16 protein-coding genes are annotated in these 17,785 nt (G+C 61.4%); 2 read left to right on the forward strand and 14 right to left on the reverse strand.

What is annotated here, in order from left to right:
- Window positions 1-2: 2 nt before the first annotated feature.
- The 11 genes from IG629_RS02245 to IG629_RS02295 all read right to left on the reverse strand — a co-directional run bounded on the left by IG629_RS02245 (window position 3) and on the right by IG629_RS02295 (window position 11,564).
- Window positions 3-1,025: an ABC transporter permease gene (locus IG629_RS02245; protein ID WP_226886386.1), complete on the reverse strand. Its 1,023-nt coding sequence runs from the start codon at window positions 1,023-1,025 to the stop codon at window positions 3-5.
- A gap of 61 nt (window positions 1,026-1,086) precedes the next feature.
- Window positions 1,087-2,694, reverse strand: a complete 1,608-nt coding sequence (locus tag IG629_RS02250; protein ID WP_193170360.1) for an ABC transporter substrate-binding protein — start codon at window positions 2,692-2,694, stop codon at window positions 1,087-1,089.
- A gap of 139 nt (window positions 2,695-2,833) precedes the next feature.
- Window positions 2,834-3,592, reverse strand: coding sequence for an SDR family NAD(P)-dependent oxidoreductase (locus tag IG629_RS02255; RefSeq protein ID WP_193170361.1), 759 nt, complete (start codon window positions 3,590-3,592; stop codon window positions 2,834-2,836).
- An 8-nt stretch (window positions 3,593-3,600) separates the two neighbouring features.
- The gene (locus IG629_RS02260; RefSeq protein ID WP_193170362.1) at window positions 3,601-4,095 is read right to left on the reverse strand and encodes an acyl-CoA thioesterase; all 495 of its coding nucleotides are present in this window, start codon (window positions 4,093-4,095) and stop codon (window positions 3,601-3,603) included.
- A gap of 5 nt (window positions 4,096-4,100) precedes the next feature.
- Window positions 4,101-4,721: a LysE family translocator gene (locus IG629_RS02265; protein WP_193170363.1), complete on the reverse strand. Its 621-nt coding sequence runs from the start codon at window positions 4,719-4,721 to the stop codon at window positions 4,101-4,103.
- Window positions 4,722-4,839: 118 nt separating this feature from the next.
- A complete protein-coding gene (locus IG629_RS02270; protein WP_193170364.1) occupies window positions 4,840-5,541 on the reverse strand; it encodes a HoxN/HupN/NixA family nickel/cobalt transporter in 702 nt (233 codons plus the stop codon).
- 84 nt (window positions 5,542-5,625) lie between these two features.
- Window positions 5,626-6,234, reverse strand: coding sequence for a sarcosine oxidase subunit gamma (locus IG629_RS02275; protein WP_193170365.1), 609 nt, complete (start codon window positions 6,232-6,234; stop codon window positions 5,626-5,628).
- Window positions 6,227-9,259: a sarcosine oxidase subunit alpha family protein gene (locus IG629_RS02280; RefSeq protein WP_193170366.1), complete on the reverse strand. Its 3,033-nt coding sequence runs from the start codon at window positions 9,257-9,259 to the stop codon at window positions 6,227-6,229. Before IG629_RS02280 ends, IG629_RS02275 begins: the two co-directional genes overlap by 8 nt.
- Window positions 9,256-9,546: a sarcosine oxidase subunit delta gene (locus IG629_RS02285; RefSeq protein ID WP_193170367.1), complete on the reverse strand. Its 291-nt coding sequence runs from the start codon at window positions 9,544-9,546 to the stop codon at window positions 9,256-9,258. The genes IG629_RS02280 and IG629_RS02285 overlap by 4 nt, the downstream gene beginning before the upstream one ends.
- Window positions 9,547-9,558: 12 nt before the next feature.
- Window positions 9,559-10,815, reverse strand: coding sequence for a sarcosine oxidase subunit beta family protein (locus IG629_RS02290; protein ID WP_193170368.1), 1,257 nt, complete (start codon window positions 10,813-10,815; stop codon window positions 9,559-9,561).
- Between the two features lie 119 nt (window positions 10,816-10,934).
- Window positions 10,935-11,564 carry a hypothetical protein gene (locus tag IG629_RS02295; protein ID WP_193170369.1) on the reverse strand — a complete coding sequence of 210 codons (630 nt, stop codon included), beginning with the start codon at window positions 11,562-11,564 and terminating at the stop codon, window positions 10,935-10,937.
- A 186-nt stretch (window positions 11,565-11,750) separates the two neighbouring features.
- Between IG629_RS02295 and IG629_RS02300 the strand changes: the two genes are divergently transcribed.
- Both IG629_RS02300 and IG629_RS02305 read left to right on the forward strand, forming a co-directional pair.
- A complete protein-coding gene (locus tag IG629_RS02300) occupies window positions 11,751-13,217 on the forward strand; it encodes a M23 family metallopeptidase (protein WP_193170370.1) in 1,467 nt (488 codons plus the stop codon).
- Entirely contained in the window at window positions 13,198-13,701 is a 504-nt protein-coding gene (locus IG629_RS02305; protein ID WP_193170371.1) for a bactofilin family protein, read from the forward strand. The genes IG629_RS02300 and IG629_RS02305 overlap by 20 nt, the downstream gene beginning before the upstream one ends.
- A gap of 48 nt (window positions 13,702-13,749) precedes the next feature.
- Here IG629_RS02305 and IG629_RS02310 read toward each other — a convergent pair whose 3' ends face one another.
- The 3 genes from IG629_RS02310 to IG629_RS02320 form a co-directional block, all read right to left on the reverse strand.
- On the reverse strand, window positions 13,750-14,751 hold the full coding sequence (locus IG629_RS02310) for a threonine/serine dehydratase (protein ID WP_193170372.1): 1,002 nt from the start codon (window positions 14,749-14,751) through the stop codon (window positions 13,750-13,752).
- Window positions 14,752-14,900: 149 nt separating this feature from the next.
- Complete coding sequence (locus tag IG629_RS02315) at window positions 14,901-15,599, reverse strand: haloacid dehalogenase type II (RefSeq protein ID WP_193170373.1); 699 nt, start codon at window positions 15,597-15,599, stop codon at window positions 14,901-14,903.
- Between the two features lie 6 nt (window positions 15,600-15,605).
- Window positions 15,606-17,726 (reverse strand): lytic transglycosylase domain-containing protein, encoded by a 2,121-nt coding sequence (locus IG629_RS02320; RefSeq protein WP_193170374.1) that lies wholly within the window; start codon window positions 17,724-17,726, stop codon window positions 15,606-15,608.
- Window positions 17,727-17,785: the final 59 nt, after the last annotated feature.

Raw genomic sequence — 17,785 nt, forward strand, 5'->3', positions numbered from 1 at the left:
GGCTATCGGGCGCGTGGATCGACGAGCCGGTACAGCAGGTCGGAGAGCAGGTTGAGGCCAACAAAGACGCCGCCGACGACAAGGGTTCCGCCGAGCACGGCGTTCATGTCGGCGGAGAGCAGCCCGGCGGTGATGTAGAAGCCGAGACCGGGCCAAGCGAAGACCGTTTCCGTCAGCACCGATCCCTCAAGCAACTGGGCATAAGAGAGGGCGATCACGGTGATCAGCGGCACCATCACGTTGCCGAGGGCATGGCGCCAGATCACCTGGAATTCGGAGATACCTTTCACCCGGGCGGTGGTGATGTATTCCTGGCTCAGTTGCTCCAGCATGAAGCTGCGGGTCATGCGGCTGATATAGGCAATGGAGTAATAGCCGAGCACAGCTGCCGGCAGGATGATGTGCGACAGCGCATTGCCGAAAATCTCGAAGTCCCCTGCGATCAGGCTGTCGATCAGGATCACGCCGGTTATGTTCGGCACCACATCCTCGAAGAAGATATCGAGCCGTCCCGGCCCGCCGACCCAGCCAAGCACGCCGTAGAACACCAGCAGGCCGATCAAGCCGAGCCAGAAGACTGGCATGGAATAACCGAAGAGGCCGAGCACGCGGACGACTTGATCCGGCCAGCGGCCCTTGTTGACAGCAGCGACGACACCCATGGGAACACCGAAAATGATGCCGAATATGGTGGCGATTGTCGCCAGCTCCAGGGTTGCCGGAAATACCCGGATGATATCCTCCGCGACCGGTCTTGCGGTCAGCAGGGAGGTGCCGAGATCGCCCCGGAAAACATCGCTGATGTAGTAGAAAAACTGGATATAGAGCGGCTGGTCCAGACCCATCGCCTTGCGGGCGGCCTGATAGATTTCTTCGCTCGCCTTGTCGCCGACGACGGAGAGCGCCGGATCGATCGGCATGACGCGGCCGATGATGAAGGTGATAAACAGCAGCCCGATGAAGGTGACGGCGATGGTTGCCATCGTCTTCAGAACGGACCGCAAAAAACGCGGGGAGAGGAGCATCGCTCCTCTCCCTGTCGCATGTGATGTGTTCAGTGCCATACGGCAGCTTTATCCCGGAAGGTTACTTCTTCACAGTCCAGTAATAGACGCTGGACACGGCGCTGCCGGTATAGAAGCCGGTGACGTTCTTGCGCAAGCCGGTCTGCTCGATTTTCTGCAGCATGACGACGAACGGGCTGGTCTTCTGATGGTCCGCCTGAATCTTGCGGTACATCTCGGCCCGGGTGTCGCGGTCGCTTTCCTGAACGGCGGCTTCGGTTTCCTTGGTCATCGCGGGGATGTCCCAAGCATTCCGCCATGCCAGCTTGCCTGTGTTCTTCGCTTCGAAAGCGTTGTCCGGATTATGCGCGAATGTATCGGCGTTGGTGTGCGGATCCGGATAGTCCGGGCCCCAGGCACCGAGATAGATCTCATGCTTACGGGCACGATAGGCGCCGAGGATCTGCTTGCCGGTGCCGACTTCAAGGGTTGCCTTGATACCGACCTTGGCGAAGATGTTCTGCAGGGACTGGGCGATTTCCAGGCGTTCCTGAGCGTTCCGCACGAAGATCTTGACCTCGAATCCGTCCGCTTCACCCGCTTCCGCGAGCAGGGCCTTCGCCTTCTCGATGTTCTGGCTGTAGGGCTTGTCTTTCAACTCGCCGAGATAGGTCAGAGGCAGGAAGGCCTGATGCACGGTGTACTGGCCGCGCAGGAAGGTGTTGGCCATGCCTTCATAATCGACGAGGTATTTGAACGCTTCCTGCACCTTCGGCTTCGCCAGGGTCGGAATGTCCTGATTCAGAGAGAAGTACATGATGCGGCCGCGGAGATCTTCCTCGACCTTTACATCGCCACTGCCGGAAATGCCGGCAATGTCGTCGGGGGAGAGGTTACGGGCAACGTCGATGTCACCTTTTTCCAGCAGCAGGCGCTGGGTGGCGGATTCCGGAATGTGACGCATGAAGACGCGTTTCATGTCGGCCGCGCCGCGCCAGTAGTTTTCGTTGACCTCGAGGACGTAGTTCTCGTTCGGCTTCCAGCCGCGCAGGGAATAGGCGCCGGAGCCGGCGGAATGGGTCTTCAGCCACTCGTACCCCATGTCACCATCGGCCTCATGTTCCATTGCCGTTTTCATGTCGACAATGCTGCCGATTGTGGCGCTGAGGCAGTTCAGGACGAAGGACGTCGCATATTTTTTATCCGTCTCCATGACCAGGGTCATGTCGTCGGTCGCCTTGATCTTCTCCTTCACATTGTCGGCGGTGAAGCCGAACTGGGTCAGGATAAAGGACGGGGTCTTGTTCAGGATGACCGCGCGCTGCAGGGAGAAGGCCGCATCGTTCGCCGTCACCGGATTGCCGGAGTGGAACTTGACGCCAGACCGCATCTTGAAGGTGTAGGTCTTGCCGTCGGCGCTTACCGTCCAGCTTTCCGCCAGACCGGGCTTGTAGCCGTCGGTCAGCTTGGCCGGATCGAAGGTAACCAGCGTGTCGTACACGTTATTGGCGAGGTCGCCGCCGGCGAACTCGAAGATTTCAGCCGGATCGAGCGAGACGATATCGTCGATACGGTTGGCGACGACGAGGGTGTCCGCCGGGGTGGCCGCGAACGATTGCCCGATTGATGCGGGCAGCGCCACGGATGCGGCCAAAGCCGCGACCGCGAAGCTCTTTGCCAGTGCGTTCATGTGAAGCCTCATGAAGTTATGTTTTTTGTTGGTATCTTTTCACGATCCAGAATGAATCGTAGGCCGTCAGCCTAGACGCTGGCGACAGTGATCTCAAACACTTGTTCAATGCAGCGCAACAAATTGAGGCGTGCCGCGGCTATGACGCGATGTAGAGCCCGCCATTTACATGAATGGTCTCTGCGGTCAGGAATGCGGCGCTGTCACTGCACAGGAAAGCGGCGACCCCGGCGACCTCTTCCGGCGTTCCTAACCGTCCCAGAGGGGTCATTTTCAGCATGTCGCCGCCGCGCTCCTGCATAAGCCCGCGTACCATTGGTGTGTCGATCAGGCCTGGCGAGATGGCATTGCAGCGAATGTTCCGGCTGGCCACTTCCTGGGCGAGAGAGCGGGTGAGGGAGAGAACCGCGCCTTTCGCGGCGGAATAGGGCGCATGACCGAAGCTACCCCGGTGCCCCGCCATCGAGGCGATGTTCACGATGGCGCCGCCGTCCGGCATATGGGGCAGGGCAGCCCGTACGGTATGAAAGACGCCATCGAGATTGACAGCAACGCCGCGCCGCCAGAGCTCGTCTGTCATGCCGTCCACGGTGCCCTGCTCATAGAGCCCGGCTCCGGTGACGACATAATCGACCTGCCCGAACCAGTCCCGGCAGGCCGCGACGGCGGCAGCGACCGCGTCCGGGTCGGAAACATCCAGCGGGTGGGTCGCGAGGGCAGTGCTGTCACCGAGTTCACCCGCAAGTGCTGTGAGGCTTTCCGGATGCAGATCGGTCAGAAACAGATTTGCGCCGGACGCGGCGAACAGCTTGGCAATAGCCGCCGGTATTCCGCCGCCGGCCCCGGTCAGGAACAGGGTTCGTCCGGTGAAATTATAGGATACCGTTTTAGCGGACATGGCTTGCCTCATGCCGTTTCCGGATCGTCGAGCGCGATGATCGCGGCCCGCAGGGCCTCGGGGATCGGCGCTTTCTCGCCTGTCTCGTTCACCACCATGACGAAAAGCTGGGTCGAGCTGTTGCAGCAGCCCTCGGCATCCCATGTAGCATAGGTCATCACCATGCTGGTATTGCGCATGGAGACCACGCGGCCAGTCACGCAAATCGGCGTGTGGTAGGCGATGCCGCGCAAATAGTCGGTCTCCAGATGCTTCATCACCGGACCGGGAACGTCCATCGCGTGGCGAGGATGGCCAAGGACCTCAAAATAGAGGTTCCGCAGGCTCTCGTACCAGGTCAGGTAGGCGGTGTGGTTCACATGGGCGAAAGCATCGCAGTCACGCCACTCGACCAGTTTCTGGACGGCGAAATGCCAGTCGTCGGAAATGTGAAACCGCTGCTTCAGATCGTCGGTGACGGCAAAGCGTGCGAGATCGCCATATTGGTCAAGCACTGAGCTCATTCTGGTTAACGCTCCATCAGGGCGACACGGATGCCAAGGAAGATCAGCAGCCCGCCGAACACCCGGTTGACGATTTTCTGGCCGCGTTCCAGCACGTTCCGGACGATATTACTGTCGAGCGTGTAAACGAAAAACAGCCAGAACAGGGCGCTCACCGACATCATGATCAGGACCAGTAGCAGCGTGGTGGCGGCCGAGGTTTCGGGGGTGATCACCATGGTGAAGACACCGAGATAGAAGAGCGTGCCCTTCGGGTTGAGGATGTTGTTCAGGAACCCTTGCAGGAACCAGCTCTTGCCGGCGTTCTTTTGCAGTTCGGCTTTCGTCTCCGCGGAGAGGGCCATGTCCCTGGCGCGGAAGCTCATTACGCCGATATAGATCAGGTAGGCGGCGCCGGCATATTTCAAGATGTTGAACGCGAGGATGCTTTCGGAGATCAGCCAGCCGATCCCGACGGCGCAATAGGTGATGTGGACCATGTTGCCGGTCAGCACGCCGAGAGAGGATTGGAGCCCGCCCGCGCGTCCGCCGACAATAGTGTTACGCATCACGATCACCATGTCCGGGCCGGGACTGATCATGACAAGCAGCGTGATACCGAGAATGACGAGGATCTGATCGGTCATGGCACTCATCTCCCATGTTGATGCGAGAGACTAGCCGGGCCGGTGCGGCCTGATCCAGCCGCCAATCCGGAAATTATGTGAAGCCTGATCGCTGGTTCTCGAAATCGGCGGGCGTGTTTCACATCAATGCGCTGGCATTTTCTGCGGCAATGGTGATGCCGATAACAATGGCGACCAGCCCAATGGCACCCTGGATGGCGAGATTGCCGACTTTCAGGCTCTTGCTTGTCCAGTGCAGGGGCACGGCGATGATGGCGGAGAGGACGCCCATACCGATCATGCTGCCGACGCCGAAAAGCAGGACATAGAGAATGGCATCCGAAGGCGTGTCGAGGCCGACCGCCGTCATCATCAGGATCGAGCCGGAGCCCGCGAGGCCATGCACCATGCCGATGGAAATGGTGCCGAGCGGCAGGCCATGCCGGTGCGCATGTTCAGCTGGACCATGCGCCGTTCGCTCGCTTTCGGCGGTGACGAAATGGACATGGGCCTTGCCGTCGGAGTGTTTGTGGACGCGCCAGGCGCCGCCTTCACGCCAGAGGCGGAGGAGAACACGGGCGCCGAGAACCACGAGCATGAGACCGACGCCGAATTCGAAGATTGAACTCCATCCCTCGCCGACGCTGAGACCGAAGCCGATCATCAGCCCGGTGACGGCGCCGAGGATCAGCGAGTGGCCAAGCCCCCATGCCAAGCCGTGTTTCACCGCCCGGCGCACCGAGGAGCCGGAGGTGACCATGCTGGAGACGGCGGCGACATGGTCCGCTTCGAAGGCGTGCTGCATTCCGATCAGGAAGCCAAGCAGCAGAATTCCGGTCATGCGATCCTCTTAATCCTGGTCATTCCGGCTCGCCACGGGAGCATGGCAAAGGCGCGGCGAAAATTGATGCTGTTTCCCGGATGGTCAGGAGACGCGGCAGCCATGTTCCAGCGCACCGTCAAGCAGGCTTTCGAACAGATGCACGGCATAGGAACGGTGGACATAGATATCGAACACCGGCTCGGCGCTGCGGCAATCGATCAGGGCCGCCGCATGGAACAATCCGGTCATCCGGCTGGTATCGATCAAAAACTCCGATGGATGCATATCGATGCTGCAGCCTTTCGCCAACAGTGTTCGGGCATCGCGCCCGGACAATCGAAGGATCGTGCGTGCATGGCTGAGGTCTGTGACCGCAACACTATCCGGCAGCACTGACCGAAGATGTCCAGCCAAGTCACGCGTTTCCGGTTCCACGACCAGCCACTTGCCGGTGCCCGTCCCGAGGATGCGGGGCTGACCGATTCCGGCACTCTGGTTCGGGGTGAGGGATGGCGCTGTGCTTGTGTCTGACTCGAGCGCTCCGATCAGCGACGGGATTGCCTCGGCACGGGCTTCGACCTGCACAACGGAAAACGGAGTGCGCTCAGTCAGGTGAATGCCGGGACCGTCGAAGCGGTTGGCGCCGTGGTCGCCAGGTTGCAGAACTCCGGCGAGGGCCGAGCGGCGGGCGAGAATCACAGTGTCAGCCATGGAGGCGTGCTCCTTCCACGTCATAGACATTCGGGCTGGTCACCTTCACATGGACCGCTTCGCCTTTCAGCGGGAACACCGCCCAGACGGTGTCGCCGATCCGGTTGGGGCCGTCTTTCAACAAGCCGAGTGAGATCGGGTGACCGACATTCGGGCTTACCGGGGCGGTGGAGGAAACATGGCCGAGCTTCGGCACCGGTGGCGGCGTTTTCGGGTCCTCTACCAGGATCGAGCCGGCGCGGATCCTGGTCTTGCCGTCGACCGGCGTCAGCCCGACCAGTGTCGGGCGGCTCGGATCGTCCATGCCATCGCGGGTTACGAGGGCGTCACCGATAAAGCGCTTCTTCGAGCTCATCATCTTGCCGAAGCCAAGGTCGGCAGCGGAGACGCGTCCGTCGATCTCGGCAACGGTTACATGACCTTTTTCGATACGCAGGATGTTCAGAGCCTCCAGTCCGTAAGGGACAAGGCCGTGCGCTTCGCCAACAGCAAGGCAGCGCTCCCACGCGGCTTCGCCATACCCGGCGGGCACCGCGATCTCATAGGCCAGCTCGCCCGAGAAGCTGATACGGAAGATCCGGGCCGGGAAGGCTCCGAGTTTCGCCTCGCGCACCCCCATGAAAGGGAAACCCTCGTTGGAAAGGTCCACTTGCGGGAACAGGTCCTGCAGGATGGCGCGGCTGTTCGGCCCGGCAATGGCCATGGCCGCCCACTCGTCGGAAACTGACGCGACCTTCACGTCGAGGTCGGGCCAGTGGACCTGCAGATGCAGCTCCAGATGCTCCATCACAGGGCCGGCCTCGGCCGTGGTCGTGGTCATGTAATAGTGGTTCTCGCCGATCCGAGATGTGGTGCCGTCATCAAGGGCGACACCGTCCTCGCGTAGCATGACGCCGTACCGTGCCTTGCCGACAGCCAGAGTCTTCCAGCCGTTGATATAGACCCGGTTCAGCAGTTCGGCCGCGTCCGGTCCCTGGATGTCGATCTTGCCGAGGGTGGAGACGTCCGAGATACCGGCGCTGTTTCGGACTGCCAGAGTTTCCCGCTCGATGGCCTTGAACATCGCTTCGCGGGAATTGGGCTCGTCCTTGCCGAGATAGTATTGCGGCCGCATCCAGAGCCCGGCTTCAACCATCTGTGCGCCATGCGCGAGATGCCAGTCGTGCATCGGTGTGCGCCGGACCGGGTTCTGGTGACGGCCAATCTCCCGCCCGGCAAATGCGCCGATGGCAACTGGCGTGTAGGGCGGCCGGAACGTGGTGGTGCCGACTTCGGACACGTCGAGACCGCGCGCTTCGGCCAGCACGCCATGGCCGTTGATGTTCGAGGTTTTGCCCTGGTCCGTACCCATGCCGAGCGTGGTGTAACGTTTCAGATGCTCGACCGAAACATAACCCTCGCTCTGGGCCAGCTTGATGTCATCCGCGGTGACATCGTCCTGCAGATCGACAAAGCGCCGTCCCTTGCGGCCGGGCAATGCCGGAACCTGCCAGAGGATTTTGAGCGGGCCGGTTGCCTGCTCGTCGGTGGACGGGATATCAGTCACAGCTCCAGTAGTGAAACCAAGTGCCTCGGCGGTCTCCTGACCTGCCGTATACCCGTCGGCAAGGCAGTCCCCGAGGCTGAACCGGCCGCGCGCCGCGCCGATGGAGCGATCGTTCATGCGGGATTCGCCCGGCACGAAGGCGGCGATGGCCGAATCGTAGACCGGTTTGCCGCTCTGGTGGCTGTAGAGATGGACGTTCGGGCTCCAGCCGCCACCGGTCGCCAGCAGGTCGCACGGAATAAAGCGGGTTTCCGGGGTGGTGCCGGATTGCAGTGTGCCGAGGTCGGCGATGTCGACACCGGCAAGGCCGAGATAGCCATGGGTGCGGACAACAACGGCCCCGCGCACGACATCAATGCCCTGGGCGATGACGTCTTCCTTCAGCGGACCCTGTCCGCCGGTACGTGGGTCGATCACGCCGCGCACTTCGATGCCCGCTTCCGCAAGGTCGAGAGCGGTGCGGTATCCGTCATCGTTGTTGGCAAAGACCACGGCGTGCTTGCCGGGCCGCACGGCGAAACGGTTTGCGTATGTGCGGGCGGCCCCGGCCAGCATCACGCCGGGGCGGTCATTACCGTCGAACACCAGCGGTCGCTCGGTCGACCCGGTGGCCAGCAGCACCTTTTTGGCGTGGATCAGCCAGCGGCGCTGACGTACCTGGAAGGGTGCCGGGACGGGCAGGTGATCAGAGATCCGCTCCAGCACGGCGATAGTGTCGCCGTCGTAGTAACCGAAAGCGGTCGCGCGGCGGAGAATAGTGGCGTTCTCCATCTCCTCAAGTTCGGCGAGAGTGCTCGCGGCCCAGTCCATAGCGGGTTTGCCGTCGATGGTCTCGCGCTCACTGCGCAACCGGCCACCCGGCTTGTCGTTCTCGTCGATCAGGAAGACACGGGCGCCGCTCCGGCCAGCGGTCAGGGCTGCGGCAAGTCCGGCCGGACCGGCACCGACCACCACGATGTCGGCATGGCCGTGCATCTTGTCGTAAAGATCGGGATCGCTGACATGCTCCGCCGTGCCCATTCCGGCAGCCTTGCGGATGAAATGCTCATAGAAGTGCCAACCGGGCATGCCCATGAAGGTCTTGTAATAGAACCCGGCGAACAGGAAGCGCGAGGCGAGGTCGTTCACGCCCATGACGTCGAGGGCGAGGGACGGCCAGCGGTTCTGGCTTTCGGCTTCCAGCCCGGCAAACAGCTCGATCTGGGTGGCCCGGGTGTTCGGCTCCTGCCGCCCGCCTGAGCGCAGGTTCACCAGCGCGTTAGGCTCTTCCGGTCCGGCCGAATAGATACCGCGCGGGCGGTGGTATTTGAAGCTGCGGCCGACCAGTTTGATGCCGTTGGCGAGCAGGGCGGAGGCCAGCGTGTCGCCTTCATATCCGGTATAGGATTTACCGTCGAAGCTGAAGGAGAGGGGGCGGGTACGTTCGATCTCGCCGCCTTCGGAAATCCGGAAGGGCTGCTGTTCCTTGCCGCGAATCATGGCTTGGTCTCCGTCTCCGGCAGGGGAATCTCGTCCGCCGGCCGTCCGGCCCCGAGGATCTCGTGCGTCAGGATATTTCGCAGCACCTTCACCACTTCCCGGCAGCCAAGGCCGTGATGCCAGAGTTCCAGATGCGGGCCGCGCGGATTATCGCGCGTATAAACATAATCGACCCAGGCCGGGTCGTTCTTCTCGGCGCCGTCCGGACGTTTCTTGGTGGCGTCACCGATATAGGTGAACTCCTCGTGGGCGCGTTTGCCGCAATAGGGGCAGTCGATATAAAGCATGTCCGGCGCCTCCTAATGGTGCCCCGGCACGGGGCCGGTCGCTTCTTCGTCGAGAATATGACCGCGCTCGAAGCGGTCGAGCCGGAGGCCGGCATTCAGCGGATGCGGCTCGTCCTCGGCGATGGTGTGGGCAAAGACCCAGCCGGAGCCCGGCGTGGCCTTGAAGCCGCCATAGCACCAGCCGCAATTCAGATAGAGATTGTCGATTGGAGATTTACCGATAATGGGGCTGCCATCCATCGACATATCCATGATCCCGCCCCAATGACGAAGCAGCCGGAGCCGTGAGAGCGAGGGCACCATGGCGATGCCGCCGCGCATGACATGGTCGATTGTCTCCATGTTGCCGCGCTGAGCGTAGGAATTGTACATGTCGAGATCGCCGCCGAAGACCAGGCCGCCCTTGTCCGACTGGCTGAGATAGAAGTGCCCGGCGCCATAGGTCACCACATGGTCGATCAGTGGTTTCAGCGGCTCGGAGACGAAGGCCTGCAGCACATGGCTCTCGATCGGCAGTTTCATACCGAGCTTTGAAGCGAGATAGCCGGTATTCCCGGCGACGGCGAAACCGATCTTGCCGCAGCCGATGGTGCCGCGCGATGTCTCGACAGCCTCGATCCGGTTGCCGGTGCGCTTGAAGCCCGTGACCTCACAATTCTGGATGATATCGACGCCGAGCCTGTCGGCGCCACGGGCGAGGCCCCAGGCCACTGCGTCGTGCCGGGCAGTGCCGCCGCGTGGCTGAAGCAATCCGCCATAGATCGGAAAGCGGGCCTCGTCCGAGTAGTTGAGATATGGGATCATGCGCTTGACCTCTTTCCGGTCGAGCAATTCGGCGTCGATGCCGTTCAGTCGCATGGAATTGCCGCGCCGGGCGAAGCGGTCCATCTGTCCGTCCGAATGGGCAAGGTTGAGCACGCCGCGCTGGCTGAACATGACGTTGAAATTCAGCTCATGGCTCAGATTTTCCCACAACTTCATAGACTTCTCGTAGAAGTGGGCGTTGTCGTCGAGCATGTAGTTTGAGCGCACGATGGTGGTGTTGCGCCCGGTGTTGCCGCCGCCGAGCCAGCCTTTTTCCAGCACGGCGACATTACGGATGCCGTGCACCTTGGCCAAATAGAATGCCGTCGCCAGACCGTGTCCGCCGCCGCCGACGATGACAACGTCGTAGCTTGGCTTCGGCTCCGGATCGCGCCAGGCACGCTGCCAATTCTTGTGCCCGGTGAGGGCGTTCTGGATCAGACTGAAGACGGAATATTCGGCCATGAGCGGATTGCCTTGCCGTATCGTTAAGAAATTACCGGATATGCCTAGCACCGGCCACGGCAAAACGAAAAGCCAGTTTACGACCTGCTGTCGCGCAATTGCGTCACGCAGGCGTTCCGCTACATCCGTTCGACCCGTTCTGCCAGTTGCATGGTGATGCCGGCGGAGATTCGCCCGGCCTCACTCGCCATGGCTTCGATGAAGACTACGAGAGGTTGGCCGAGCCGGTTGATCAGCGAGTCCTGGTCGGCTGTCGCTTCTTGGTCGGCAAGCGCTTGGCGGAGCAGCGCTTTGAACTCCTGGTTCACATAATCGATTCTGCTCTCGCTGCTGGCGAGCCACCGGGCTGCGGTGGTCCGGACGGACTGCAGGCTGTCGTCGGTTCGGATAAAGGTTTTCACCTGACGGCCGCTCGGGTCCGGTCCGAGTCGGGAGATCATTTCGATACTGATCCAGGCGAACCACCAGCGCCATGGATCGGCCCGCATCATCCCATCGTCATAGACAATTTGCAGCAAATGCAACGTGGTAACCGGTGCTTCCGGCTTGAGCCGGACGATCTGCGGCGGCAAGGCTGTCAACGCAAATGACTGCAGGCGCTTGTCCGATGCACTCGCGGATTTGCGTGCAGGGCCCGGCCGAATGCCGAGTTCCCGCATGCGCGTTTCCGTATCCACGATCTCGAACCAGTGCCGCAGGGCGAGTGCCACGCCGCGGATCTGGTCAGCTTCCCATTGCGCCCGATCCATGGCCCGATTCTACCTGGTTCAATGTCAATTTCCGCATAAATTCTTAACATACTTAAGGTTATTGTGACTGCAGGTCCGCAGGTTGCCGCCAATGGCGCCTGAAAGTGTTGCCCGTCTTGCTTTGGGGCTGTCTGGCAGGTACTCTTACCGAGGTATGTCAGACGCAATATTCAAGGCTACAAGCGTATGGAAACGCCAAGCTCTTCGCTTGCAAGCAGTATAACGGCCTGGATCAACCATTTTTTCCGCGAACGCGAGGTAATCCTGCGGTCCGATTCAAGGATCCGCTATTTCTCGCTCAGTACCCGGCTGCAAGTCGGCTTCGTTCTTGTGTGGGTGATGGCGGCAAGCTGGGTCGGCTTTGCGTCGGTCGGCGTATACATGCAGGACGAGCTGCTGCGGGGCAAAGACGTCGCCATCCAGCGCAGCCAGGATTCCTACCGCCAGTTGCTCGATCAGGTTTCTGACTACCAGCTCTCCGTGGTCGCTATTACCCGGGACCTGAAAGAGACGCAGGGTCAGTTGCAGCGGCTTTTTGACCAGAACGAAGGCCTGCGCAGCAACCTGACGTCGACAGAGTCGCGGTTGCGCTACACTCAGGTGGAGCGCGATCGGATCAATGCCGGCCGCAAGGCACTGAATGACCAGTTCAGCCTTCTTGGCCGCGAATTGCGCCGCATGACAGGCAAGAATAACGGTCTTGAGACGCATATAAGCAATCTGCGGACACATCTCGAAACGCTCGAAGCCGAGAAGAACGAGATCGCGGCGGAGCGCGAAAAACTGGACGGCCGCCTCTGGCGCCTGAACAACGAGCTCGCGGAATCCGTGGCGCAGAGGGATCACCTCGCTGAGACCATTTCGCATCTCCGTTCGGATCTCAGGACGGTAATGCTTGAGAGAAGCTCGGTGACGTCTGAAAATGACTCGCTGCGGAGCCGGATTTCCTCGTTGGAGGCACGGCTCACCGACGTCGACGATGAACACAGGCTCCGGCTGGAAGCGATCTCGGAGCGGGCGCTCAACAATATCCACGCCGTTGAAGCTGTATTGCGGAAGACAGGGCTCGACCTGGAGCGCATCGCGCCGATGCCCGAGGGCATGATCATGGGGCAGGGCGGCCCGTTCATTCCCTACCATCCGGAACTTCAGTCGGAGCGTTCAGAGGCTGACAGTCTGGAAACCCAACTGGAGCTGCGGCTTTCCCGTTGGGAGAAACTCCGCGACGTCTATCTGTCCGTGCCGTTGATCGTGCCGATGAAGGACTATTACTTCACCAGCGGATTCGGCCGGCGCAAGGATCCGATCAACAAGCGCTGGGCCCTGCATGCCGGTCTGGATATGTCCGGACCACGCAAACAGGAAATCATGGCGGCGGCGCCTGGAAAGGTGATCCGTGCGCACCGCGAGGCCTTCTATGGACGGATCGTCGAAATCGACCATGGAAATAATATTACGACCCGGTACGCGCATATGAGTAGTATCGCGGTGAAAGTAGGCCAGAAGGTCGGTCTTGGTGAGGTGATCGGACGCATGGGCAATTCGGGTCGTAGCACGGCCGCGCATTTGCACTATGAGGTTCGTTTCAAGAATAAACCGATGAATCCGCGTAACTTTCTCAGGGCGGGACGATATGTTTCAAAAAAAGGATAGTCGCGGTCAGCAACAGGCACCGCAGAAGCAGGCCGCGCCCTCGATCCTGAGCGCGGATCTTGTGGTCAATGGCAACCTCGTGAGCGACGGCGACATGCAGGTCGACGGAACTGTTGAGGGCGACATCACCAGCAAGAAGCTGACGATCAGTTCCACGGCTGTTGTCCGCGGATCGATAGAGGCCGATGCCATCGTTATCGCGGGAGCCGTGACGGGGCAGGTCAAGGCCCGCCATGTCACACTGAACAAGACGGCACGCGTCATTGCCGATGTCGTTCAGGAACGGCTGACCATCGAGCCGGGGGCTTTCTTCGAAGGCAACTGTCGGCACTTCCCGGACGAAAAGCCGGTGGAGAAAAAAGCGCTGGAGCGGTTTGGCGCGAAGCCGGAACTGGCTTCCCCCAGCGTCGTCGGTGGGCCGAAGCCGGCAGCCGCATCTGCGGTTTCCGACGCCAAGGACAAAGAATCCCACGCCATCGCGTGATTTAGAGCCGGGCGGCGATCGCGCCGCCCGCGCCCTGAGTGCTTGCGTCTATGAACGCGAGAGTGCCTTGGCGAACATTTCGGAATCACAGTTACCGCCGGAACAGACGACGGCAACATTTTTGCCCTGCATGTCGATTTTGCCGCTGAGGGCTGCCGCAAGCGCAACCGCACCTCCGGGCTCCACCACGATTTTCAGATAACGGAATGCAGCGGCCATCGCGTCGAGCGCGTCATCGTCGCTGACTACGAGACCTCCTGCCAGAAGCGGCTTGCAGAGGCTGAAGGTGATCTCGCCCGGTGTCGGCGTCACGATGGCATCGCAGATGGAGCGCGCGTCGGGATCATTGCTCTCATGCTTGCCGCTCACGAGGGATCGGGCCATGTCGTCGAAATTCTCCGGCTCGGCGGAGTAGACAGCAACGCCGGGCGCGACATTGTGAATCGCAAGCGCGACACCGGATACAAGTCCGCCACCGCCGCAGCATACGATAACAGCGTCCAGATCAGCGCCGGCTTCCTTTGCCTGCTCCGCGATTTCGAGGCCGATGGTGCCCTGACCGGCGATCACGCCAGGATCGTCATAAGGGCGCACCAGCGTCGCACCGGTCTCAGCGGCGATCCGCTGCCCGATCTCCTCACGGTTTTCGTTGTAGCGGTCATAGAGAATGACCTCCGCGCCGTAATCCTTGGTGTTCTGGATTTTCATCGCCGGCGCATCTTCCGGCATGATGATGCTTGCCTTGATGCCAAGCCGGCTTGCCGCATGGGCGACGCCCTGGGCGTGGTTGCCGGAGGAATAGGCGAGCACGCCGCGCGCCCGGTCGGCCTCCGGGATCAGCGAGAGCCGGTTGAAGGCACCGCGATATTTGAAGGAGCCGGTGCGTTGCAGGCATTCCGGTTTGACCAGCAGGCGGCCACCAAGCTTCTCGTTCAGCAGGGGCGCTTCCAGCAGGGGGGTGCGCACCGCTTCGCCTTTCAGGCGCGTGGCCGCGGTTTCGATGTCGGCGAAAACGGGGGCTGCGAGGTGCGTTGAAGCAAGCTCGTTCATCGGGTCACTCTCCTGTATTGGGGACCGGTCCGCGAGGCGCAATAAATGTGCGGACCGGTTCATGCTGACGATAGGAGTGCGAGGGCGCCGGTGCAACGCTGTGATTGTCACCGTTTCAATCGGTCGGGCAGGGGCAGTCGGGCGGGTGATCAGAGCAAGGGAGGCAGCTCGTCCAGAGTCCGAAGTTCCGCGTCCGGTTTTCCGGGCAGCCGTTCCGGGGCCTGGGAGAACCGGTTTATCCAGGCGACCTTGAATCCAAAGGCGGACGCCGCGGTCGCGTCCCAGGCGTTCGAGCTCTGGAACGAGATGTGATCCGCATGGATGCCGAGCCGGTCGACGGCGAGCTGATAGACAGACGGGTGCGGCTTGTAGATGCCAACCTCCTCGACCGACAGAACGGCGTCCATCAGTGCGCCGACACCGGACTTTTCGCAGACCCGCTCCAGCATCTCCGGTGAGCCGTTTGACAATATAGCTGTCTTCAGACCCCGGTCCCTGAGGGCTTTCAAGACACCAAGCACTTCGGGATAAGCGTCGAGGGTGAGGTAGCTGTTCAGGAGATCGTCCCGCAGGCCTGCGGGACCAAGGTTTCCCAGAACGGACTCAAGCGAGAAATCGAGTGCGTCGCCGGTTACCTGCCAAAAATCGACATGGCGGTTCTGCAGGGCCCGGAGCCATGTGTACTGAAGTTGCTTTGTGCGCCAGATCTCCGACGTCCTGTCGGCCTGTTTATCCGGATCCGGAAACTGGCCGCGGCACTGCGCGACAGCGGAATGAACATCGAACAGAGTGCCATAGGCATCGAAAACGCAGGCCTTTATGCCTGCGAAGGACGGATTAACCGACATTGAGCGTTACTCCCTTGTGAGCGCAGACGCCTGATGAGCGTCGAGCAGAACGCCGCAAGCCGTAACGCACCACACATCGCGCGGGGAGACTTTATCCCATGAGATCACGGGACTGTGACGCCCGAGCCGGGCCCGGTAGACCACCAGCCCCTCAAGCACGCGCTGGACATAGTTCCGGGTTTCCCCGAACGGAATCCGCTCGATCCAGTCGACGACGTCGACATCGTCGCTGCGCGGATCGCCGCGCTCCCGCAGCCACCGGTTCACATTGCCGGGGCCGGCGTTGTAGGCGGCGATTGCAAGTATGTAATTGCCGTCGAAACGGTCGATCAGGCCGGAAAGATAGGCGCTGCCAAGCCGGATATTGAAATAGGGATCGGTTGTCAGCCGCCTCGCCGAGTAGCGCTGCTTGACGGTTTTTGAGACCTGACGGGCCGTTGCCGGCATCAATTGCATCAAACCGCGCGCGCCGGCCCGGCTCTTTGCTTTTGTGTCGAACCCGCTCTCCTGACGGATGATGGCCAGCATCAGGGCCGGCTCCAGCGGGCCGTGTTCGGTGGCATAGCGGGTCGGATAGCCCGTCTGCGCCAGCACGATGCCTTTGCGGGCGGCAGTCCGGGCGGCCCGTACCGCGATATCCAGATAACCAAGCTCACGGGCAAGCTGCGCGACAAGGACAGCCTGCACCCCGTTGTCGGCAAGACGCGAGAGATGGGTGACGAAATCTCGCGCCAGATCGTCCTGGCCTATACGCCCGAGGGCGGCAGCCACTTGCGCCAGAGTCGTCTGGCGAAAGGCCGTCCTCTCTTCCGAGGTCGGCTTCGGTTCGCGCGGCAGTCGGAAACCGTTTGTGTTGAGGCGGGCCTGAGCGAGCTGGCCGTAGAAGGTGGCGGGATTTTCCGCCGCGCGGCTGTACCAGTGCCGGGCCTGCTTGTTCTGCCCGCTCGTCTCCGCAGCCCGGCCTGCCCAATAGCCGGCACGGGCAAGACTGATTGAGGTACTGACGCCGTTATACAGCTTCTCGAAAGCTTGCAGCGCTTCGGCAGGCTTGTCAGCGAAACGAAGCGCGATCCAGCCAGCGTGCCATTCGGCTTCGGCGAAACTCAGGCCGCTGTGCTGGATGTGCGCGGCGGAGAGCAGGTAGGCGTCTTCGTCGCGATTGTCGTCCAGCGCGTAACGAATTTGCCGCGAGCGTTCTCGCCACCAGAGAGCCGGGTACTGTTGGCCGGTCGGGACGGACCAGAGTAACTCCAGCGCGTCGTCCTTGCGGCCCTTGCGGTGACGCCACAGTAGCCGTTCGTATTGCAGCCCCGGATCAGATTGCAGGTCGTCGGGAACACGGTTGATCGCCCCGTCGACACCAGGGGACTGGGTGCGCAACTGGATTCTGGCAAGCGCCAGGTTTCTTTTGTCCTTGGCGACCAGGGGGAGAACCCGGCGGGCGGATGAGATGAAGCCGCGCCAAAGCATCCGGTCAAGGCGGATCCAATGGTCGTCAGCGCTGAGAAGAGACCTGTATCGCTTCAGGAAGGCCCGATGGTCCGATCGTCCGAATGGCGTTTCGTGCCAATAGGCGCGCGCTTTCTCGCTCAGATCCGAGCGGTCCAAGCTGCTTTCGAGAGACTTCAGATATTTAAGGCGTCCGGCAGCGGTCCGGGGCGCGATTTCCCCGAACCAGCTTTGCTGCGCAGAGACCGGGAGATCCTCCGGCATGAGATATTCGGCGCGGGAGATCATTTTCCAGCGGTTGGGCCAATTCGGATTCTCTTTCAGGAAGACGGCAATCTCTCCGAAACCGGCGCCACTTGCCGGATCGCGGAGACGCAGCCATGTCAGAACCTTTTCAAGCTCGGGCCGGGCCGGCTCGCGCGGAATTTCCGCAACCGCGCTCCACTTTCCCTTGGCTGCGAGCGTGAAAGCACGCCGGTAGGCGGTCGCGCTGTTCTTTGGAACAAGCAGGTCCCCGGGCCTGATCACCGGGAGTGGCGGAAGAGTGACTTCCGGCCGGATTTCAGGAACCGGTGCGGCGGCATGGCTCGAGGTGCCGGACATCGCCCAAAGAGCGCCTGTCAGGGCGCCGGCAACGGCCAGGATCGCGCATGTGGTCGATCCAGATCGGAACAGCATTCGCAGTATCTATTCCCTCGCCGCCACAGGTTGCGCGCGGACTGCTCGACCGGGGGGGC

Source organism: Nisaea nitritireducens, from assembly GCF_014904795.1.
Taxonomy (GTDB): Bacteria; Pseudomonadota; Alphaproteobacteria; order Thalassobaculales; family Thalassobaculaceae; genus Nisaea; species Nisaea nitritireducens.